The sequence below is a fragment of the Paraburkholderia sp. genome, from assembly GCF_036488505.1.
Taxonomy (GTDB): Bacteria; Pseudomonadota; Gammaproteobacteria; order Burkholderiales; family Burkholderiaceae; genus Paraburkholderia.
Map to the genome: position 1 here is coordinate 1 of NZ_DASXHN010000330.1, position 7,818 is coordinate 7,818.

At 63.7% G+C, this 7,818-nt stretch carries 6 protein-coding genes and 1 pseudogene; all 7 read right to left on the minus strand.

Annotated elements, in window-relative coordinates; all coding sequences use genetic code 11:
- Positions 1-443, minus strand: a pseudogene (locus VGH68_RS19185) (ATP-dependent DNA helicase); the annotation flags it as partial.
- Positions 440-2,242 carry a VRR-NUC domain-containing protein gene (locus VGH68_RS19190; protein ID WP_331605265.1) on the minus strand — a complete coding sequence of 601 codons (1,803 nt, stop codon included), beginning with the start codon at positions 2,240-2,242 and terminating at the stop codon, positions 440-442. The gene VGH68_RS19190 and the pseudogene VGH68_RS19185, both read right to left, overlap by 4 nt.
- 146 nt (positions 2,243-2,388) lie before the next feature.
- Positions 2,389-2,973 (minus strand): LutC/YkgG family protein, encoded by a 585-nt coding sequence (locus VGH68_RS19195; protein ID WP_331605266.1) that lies wholly within the window; start codon positions 2,971-2,973, stop codon positions 2,389-2,391.
- Positions 2,960-4,363, minus strand: a complete 1,404-nt coding sequence (locus VGH68_RS19200; RefSeq protein ID WP_331605267.1) for a lactate utilization protein B — start codon at positions 4,361-4,363, stop codon at positions 2,960-2,962. The genes VGH68_RS19195 and VGH68_RS19200 overlap by 14 nt, the downstream gene beginning before the upstream one ends.
- Complete coding sequence (locus VGH68_RS19205; protein WP_331605268.1) at positions 4,360-5,103, minus strand: (Fe-S)-binding protein; 744 nt, start codon at positions 5,101-5,103, stop codon at positions 4,360-4,362. Before VGH68_RS19205 ends, VGH68_RS19200 begins: the two co-directional genes overlap by 4 nt.
- A 170-nt stretch (positions 5,104-5,273) precedes the next feature.
- Positions 5,274-6,020 (minus strand): FadR/GntR family transcriptional regulator, encoded by a 747-nt coding sequence (locus VGH68_RS19210; RefSeq protein ID WP_331605269.1) that lies wholly within the window; start codon positions 6,018-6,020, stop codon positions 5,274-5,276.
- Positions 6,021-6,163: 143 nt separating this feature from the next.
- On the minus strand, positions 6,164-7,813 hold the full coding sequence (locus VGH68_RS19215) for a S10 family peptidase (protein WP_414696966.1): 1,650 nt from the start codon (positions 7,811-7,813) through the stop codon (positions 6,164-6,166).
- Positions 7,814-7,818 lie beyond the last annotated feature (5 nt).

Consider the following 7,818-nt stretch of genomic DNA (forward strand, 5'->3'; position numbering starts at 1 on the left):
AAGAAGGTTTCGAGTTCGCGCGCGCTGTGCTGTTGCGCGAGCACCGTTTCTTTCTGACTGCCGATATCGAAGTACACGAGCGCGACCGTCAAGCCGGCAAGCCCGCGCGCACGGCACAGCAGATGACCGTACACGAGCGCCTGCGCCCAATGCAGCGCGCGATGATTCGCCGGCATGCGCGCGAGTTCGCCGCGATACGTCTTCACCTCTTCCAGCCGGTTGCCTGCCGGGTCGTAACCGTCCGCGCGGCCGCGCACGGTCAGGTTGCGATGCGTGCCGCTCAACGTGATCTCGCTTTCGTAACCGCTGGCGCGCCGCGCGGCGACGGTCACGTGGCCTGCTATGCCTTCGAGCGATGTCGGTGCGGGTGTGAAGCGCAGGTCGAGATCGCCGCGTCGCGCGGTGAATTCGCACATCGCGCGCACGGCTACCACGTAGCTCATCGGGCGGGCTCCGTTGCGATCGGCGCTGCTGTTCGCGCTTCTGTCCGCGCTTCGATCGGCGCGGCCGTCTGCGCTTGGACCTCCTCGTCATGGCCAGCCCAGCGTACATCGACGACGCGTACCGGCATGTCGTGCCGCGCGCAGTACGCGAGCCAGCGAATCTGGTTGTCCTGCAACCGGTCGCCCGGCCCCTTCACCTCGATCAGTTCATAACGCTTGTCGGCCGGCCAGAAACGGATCAGGTCGGGCAAGCCGGATCGATTGCCACCGATGTCGCACAGCAAGCGCTCGAACCATAGCTTCAGATGCGCGGCCGGCAGACAATCGAGCGCGAGCTCGACAAGCTCGGGCGTCAGCAGCCCCCAGAACACGAACGGCGACTGCACTCCCGCCTTGCCGTGCCAATGCCGCAAAATCGTCTCGCGATAGGCGCCGGTATCGAGTTCGGCCAAACATGCGGCGAACTGGCCGGCGCGGCGCGCATGAAAATCCGGCGCGTGCAGATCGGCCGGACCACGCTGGAACGGATGAAAAAAAGCGCCGGGCAGCGCCGCGAATACCGGCTCCCAGCACAGCAGTCCAAACAGCGAATTGATCAGCGCATTCTCGACGTAATGCACCGGCGCGGCGTCGCAACCGAGATGGTCTCGCACCACGTACTCGACCGCCTGCGGGGTGTCGGGCTTCGGCAGCACCAACGTGCTGCGCTCGACGGGCCGCGCCGCGTGCGTGCGCTGCGCCGGCGCGCCACATTTGCGCCGCAGGCGCGGCAACATGCGCGCGATGCGCTGCGCTTCCTCCTCGCTGTGCGGCGCGGCAACCGCCTGCGTCGCGAGCGCAAATGCTTCGTCGCAGCGCCCGCTGCGTTCGAGTACGCGAATGCGCCGGTGACGCGCGCCCGGCCACGCGCACACCTCGTACACCGACAATGCCGTGCTCCACTGCTGCCGTTTCTCGCAATCCTGGCCGATCCGGAACAGCAGCTTCGCGCGACGCGTTTCGAGCCATGGGTTGTCGGTTTCGATTGCGCGGACGGTCGTAATCAGTTCGCGCAGCGCCGCCGCGGAATCGTCGATGGGCAGCCGTTCCAGCGCGTCGCGGCATGCATGCAGCGCAAGATAGCCATCGACGTCCGCGCGTTGCTGGAATGCGCGCGACGACGGCGCAAACGCCACTTTCTCGTACTGGAACACACCCAGATCGGCCAGCACGAATTCCGACCAGTCCTGGTGCAGATTGCCGAAAAACATCAAGCGAAGACGGTCGCACAGCGGTGCGATGACGACCTGCAGTACGTGGTCGGTGGTGCCGCCGTGCCATGCGGCAAGCGGGCGGCGCGCGCAGAAAGCGCCGCCGTCGCGGCTTTCGAAATACGCGCGCAGGGTTTCCAGCAGTTCCGGCTTGCGTAACGTCTTGGCGCCGGGAATCAGCGCGATCGGCTGGTCGAATATTTCCAGCAATTGCGCGCGCGTGCTGAGCGCGAACAGGTCGTCGAGCGATAGCAGCGGCTCGGCATCGACCCAGCCATGCACGGTCATCGGCAGCGCGGCCTGCAACGGACAGCCGATCTCGTCGTACTGGAGGCGGCTCGCGCGAAACAGCGGGCCCTTGCGCATCAGCATGCGAACCAGCAGCGCGCGCGACGCTTGCGGCAAGCCCGCGAAAGCCGTCAGAAAGCTGTATTCGTCGTCGTGGAGCAGATCGTGGTAGCGCGCGGCGAGCCATGCAAGCGCGCGCTCGAAATTGAGCAGGTAGTAAGGAACGCCGGAGCGGATCTCCGGCTGAGCAGCGGTTGCCACGGGTTTTGCATCACCTGTATGTTTATACAGTGATGATAGCAAAGTCCGCTACCGCAGCCAGGCGCTAGCCGCATTGCGGTAATCCGCGGCCGGACGGGTCGGGTCGCTATCCAGGTCGCGATTTGGGCTGAGATCCGGGCCGGAATTCAGGCCGCGATCCAGACCACCGTCAGAGAACGCACACCCTGTGCGCCGCGGATCAACACACCCTCGATGTCGGCGGTCGCCGAGGGTCCGGTGACGAGCGCCGCATAGCGCGCGTCACGGAAGTCGTCGCGGCGATAAACGTCCTGCAGTCCATCGAGCAACTGCGATGGATCGAGCAGCACGACCAGATGCTGGACGATATAGCCGAGCGCGTTGACCACGTACTCGCGCTCGCTGAACCACACCGAACCCGTTTCGGCGACACCAAAGCGTGCGCGCACCACGCCGACGTCGATGTCTTGCAGCGAAATCGGCTCCGTGTTCGCCGAAATCGCACGCGTGCCCGGCACCTCGGCAGTCGCCGATGCAATCGATGCGGACGCGCCAAAGCGCTCGCGAATCAATGCAGTGACGTCGCTTGCGCTCGCCGCTTCGATACAGGTGCCGCCCATTAGCTGTAGCGCCGCGGTAAAGCGTGCGCGCGGATCGCCGCCCGGCGAGTCGAACAGCGGCACGTCGGGGCGAGTCGTTGCCGGCGGTTGCGCGGCACGGACTTTCGCGAGAAAAGCCTCACGCGTTGCCATCGCCACCCCCACGATTCTTTTTGTACCACGCATGAAAAGTCAGCTTGGGTGCGTCCGGTAATTCGCGTTGCTTGCCCCAGATATTGAGCGGGTTATAGAGCATGAAATTCGGCAGCCGCCGTAATGCGCTACCCATCGACGACACGGTTGCGCGATACAAGGTCGGACTCGATAGCAGACGCCCCGCCATCTTCAGCACTTCCTGTTTCACGAACGGCACTTCATGGTGCTCGGCAATCACCGCGCGCCATTTATAGATCTGCTCGTGGATATTGATTTTGACCGGACATACGTTCGTGCAGCTGCCATTGAGCGTCGACGCAAACGGCAACGCGCTATAGCGCTTCAGATCGAAGGTCGGATTGATGATGGCGCCGATCGGCCCGGAATAGGTCCCGCCATACGATAGTCCACCGCTGCGGCGATACACCGGACAGGTATTCATGCACGCGCCGCAGCGAATGCATTTGAGCGAGTACCAGAAGTCCTGCATCGCGAGCCGTTCCGCGCGGCCGTGATCGACGAGGATGAAATGCATCTCGGTGCCCGGGCGCGGCGCCCGGAAATGCGACGTGTACTGCGTGATCGGCGAGCCCAATGCGCTGCGCGACAGCATGCGGATGAACACGCCGAGATCCGACACCTTCGGAATCAGCTTCTCGATACCGATCGACGCAATATGCAGCGGCGGCACATTCGCCGACAGATCCGCATTCCCCTCGTTCGTACAGACGACAATCGTGCCCGTTTCCGCGACCGCGAAATTGCAGCCGGTCATGCCCGCCGTTTTCTCGCGCACGAAATACGGCCGCGTGTGCATCCGCTGGCTTTCGGCCAGATAGTGAATGTCGCTGTTGTTCGGATCGGTGCCGATCGTGCGGCCGAACAGTTCGGCCACGTCCGCGCGCAACTTGTGCACGGCGGGCACGACCATATGACTCGGGTCCTGGTGATCGAGTTGCTGGATGCGCTCGCCCAGATCCGTTTCCATCACGGTAATGCCGCGCGGTTCGAGGTATTCGCGCATCCGGCATTCGTCGGTCAGCATCGACTTGCTTTTCACGAGCGTGGTCATCCCGCGCTCGGACATCAACTGATGAACGATCGCGTTGTGCTCTTCGGCGGTCGCCGCCCAATGCACGACCACGCCATTGGCCTCGGCTGCCGACGCGAACTGCTCCAGATAGTCGGCCAGATGCGACAGCGTATGTTCCTTGATACCCGACGCGAGGCTGCGCAGCGTTTCCCATTCGGCGATGCCATGCGCCTGCGCATCGCGTTTCTCGCGCAAATCCCACAGACGTTTGTCGTGAAACGCGACGTGCCCGGTTTTCTGAATGAACGCGCCCGCCGCCTTCGCGTGGTCAATGCGGTGATTGCCGCGGCTCATGCGCGCGCTCCATTGAGAACCTGTGCGATGTGAATGAAACGCGCGTCGGCTTTCATGCGTTCCGCGCAACCCTGCTGATGCATCAGGCACGACATGTCGCCGGACACGATGTATTCGGCGCCTGCATTCAGATGGTCGCGCACCTTGTCCTGGCCCATGCGCACCGACACGGCCTCTTCCGTGACCGAAAACGTGCCGCCGAAGCCGCAGCACTCGTCGGGCCTCGCCGGCTTGACGAACTCGATGCCTTTGACGCCTTCGAGCAGCGTGCGCGGCTTCGAAAACGGCGTACCGGCGATTTCCGACACCGACGCCTCGTTCAGATGACGCAACGCGCTGCAGCTATTGTGCAGACCGACACGATGTGGAAATTCCGCCCACGGGAATTCACGCGCGCCGACGACATCGTGCAGGAACTCGACCAGTTCATAAGCACTCGCGCGAACCTTCTTCACCTCATCGGTCTGCTCGATCGCGGTCAAATGCGCGCGCACGTGATGAATGCAACTCGCGGACGGCCCGACGATGTAGTCGTAACCCGCGAAGTTGCGCGCGAACAGCCGCTCGGTGGCCGCCGCATCGGCGTGCGCGCCGCTGTTGCCCATCGGCTGGCCGCAACAGGTTTGCTCCTGCGGATAGTCGACGTCGATACCGAAGCGTTCGAGCAGTTCGAGCGTGGCAATGCCCACCTCCGGGTGGAACGCATCGATGAAACACGGGATAAACAGCGCGACTTTCATAGGCGATCTGGAAAAAACGGCGGCGGGTGGCGATGCCAGTTGATGCCAGTTCCGGCATTCCGGCCAGTCTGGTCATGTTGGTCTGACCAAGACTATAGAAAAGTCCCATGACAGTGTCAATCGTCGGCCTGGCAGCCTGTTGCAGCGTGTTGCGCGCGCCTGGCGCGGGCTCAGGGATTCACGGTTGCCGGCGGCGTTGCCGCATCGCCGTTGTAGATTTCGCGCACGAAGGCCAGATGCCGTTCTGCGGCCTTGCGCGCCTTTTGCGCGTCGCGCGCGACGACCGCGTCGTAAATCGCCCGATGCTGGCTCATCAACTGCTTTTCCATCGCGTCGTCGTAGTCGATCAACCGGTGGTATCGAAGCATCCCCTCGCGGATCAGCGTATGAATGCCGTGCATCACGTGCGCGAGCGCGACGTTGTGCGTCGAATCGGCGATCGCGAGGTGAAAGGCGGCGTCCAGCTCGGCGAGATTCACGCGATCGGCTGCCAACGACGCGGCCTGCAGCGCTTCGAACGCCGCACGGATGCGCTGCAGATCCGCCGCGGTCGCGCGTTGCGCCGCATAAACCGTCGAAATCGCTTCGAGCCCCTGGCGCAGCTCCAGAATGTCGGCACTGGTACGCGGATTCTGCAACAGCAGTTCGGCCAGCGGCTTCGAGATAATCGGCGCGGTCACGTCGACTACCGTAAAACCGCCCCGCCCCGAGGTTTCGATATATCCGTCCGCTTCGAGCCGGATCAGCGCCTCGCGCAACGACGGGCGCGAAACCCCGAGTTGCGCCGCAAGATCACGTTCAGCCGGCAGCCGGTCGCCGGGCATCAGCGTGCCCTCAGAGATCAGTTGCTTGATCTGTTCGGACACCACGTCGGAGATGCGCTTGCGTGTGAAGGACGGGATCGGGGTGAATGGCATAGGCTGCAATCGGTGAGGCGGTTGACGAAGCAGCCGGCAACGGCTGCTTCACACTGCGTCGAATTATACCGGTGGCCCTTGCGCGTCGAGCGAGTGAGCGCCGCGCATTGCCGCAACCCGTTGCGCGCGAACGAAGCACAACCTCAGTGCGGCTGCGCGGTGTAGAAGCTCACCAGATCGTGCCGCAGCGCGTGCAACGCCGCATCGTCCAGATAGATCATGTGACCGGTTGGATAGTAAGCGGGCCGCACGTTTTCGCGCAGCGGCTCGTCGATGCCCAGATGGGCGAGCGCATATTCGGTCGCGTAGAACGGCGTGGCCAGATCGAAATAGCCGTTCAGCGACATCACGCGCAATTGCGGGTTCTGCCGCATCGCTTCGGCCAGATCGCCGGCCGCATACGGCAACTGCAAACGCTCGCCCCACCATTCCCGATGCTTCCAGTCCCATTGCTTCAGCGCATCGTCGTTGAAGACCTTGTAGGGCTCCGTGGGCGTGAAGTGCAAATCCTCCGCCAGATATTGATGGAGCGACGCGTTGAACGCGTTCGACACGCTGTTCACCGACGCATCGAAGTCCGGATGCTCGGACGCGTCGTCGGAATCGATTCCTTCGAAGCGCGCGTCGTAACGGCCGACGCTGCGCGACTGATCGCGCAGCAATTCGCTGCGAAAACGCCCCGGATAAAGACGCAGACGATTGCGCTTTACATAGCCCACGTCCAGACCGGTGAAATACGCAATGCGCGCGGCGACCGCATCGCGTTGGTCGGCGGGCAACGCGTCGCCCTGCGCGAGCGCCTGTGCATACGATCCACGCGCGAACGCACGCGCGTCGTCGAGAAATGCCGGCAGGTTCGCGGGCTTCGGGGTGATCTTGCCGTGATACCACGCAATCGCCGCGAAACTCGGCAAATAACTCTCGCTCTTGAAATCGGAGCCCGGCGAGAACGCCGAAGAATCGAGGACCGACGACAGCAGGATCACGCCATTCAGCGCGATATTGTTCTGTCCCAACGCATACGCGAGCATCGCGGCGCGCGCGGTGCCATACGACTCGCCGAGCAGATATTTCGGCGAATTCCAGCGCTGATTCACCGTCAGGTAACGATCGATGAATTGCGCAAACGCGCGCAGATCCTGATCGACGCCCCAGAAGTCCTTGCCGGTGCCGTGACCGACCGGCTTCGACAGCCCCGCGCCGACCGCGTCGATAAACACGAGGTCGGTCGTGTCGAGCAGGCTGTCCGGATTGTCGCCGAGCGTGTATGGCGCGGGTGGCGTGCTCGCGGGGCTCGACGTACGCACGCGCTGCGGCCCGAACGAGCCCATCATCAGGAACACGCTGCCGGCGCCGGGGCCGCCGTTGAACAGAAACGTGACGGGGCGCGCCGACGGTGTTTTGGTGGGCACCGTGTAAGCGATATAAAAAACGCTCGCGTTGGCCGCGCCGGTCTTGTCGTCGTGCAGCAGCAAATTACCAGCGGTCGCGGTGTAGTCGAGCTTGCGACCGTCCAGACGCAGCGAATGCGACGTGACGCTGGCGGTTTCCGGCGGCACCGGCACAGATGGCGTCGACGCTTTGTCGTTGTGTTGCGGTTGGTCGGCTGCATCGGCCGGATCGGTCGTCGCCGGTGGATGCAATACCGGCTGCGCGTCGCCACGCGAAACCGTGCGCTTGCGCGGGTCGCCGTGCGGCGCGCCGGGCGTCGACGCGGCGCTATCGGCACTGGTCGGCGCGCCGGGCGAGTCGGGCAACTCCGCCGCCATACCAGGTTCACTGAACGGCGCCACGCTGG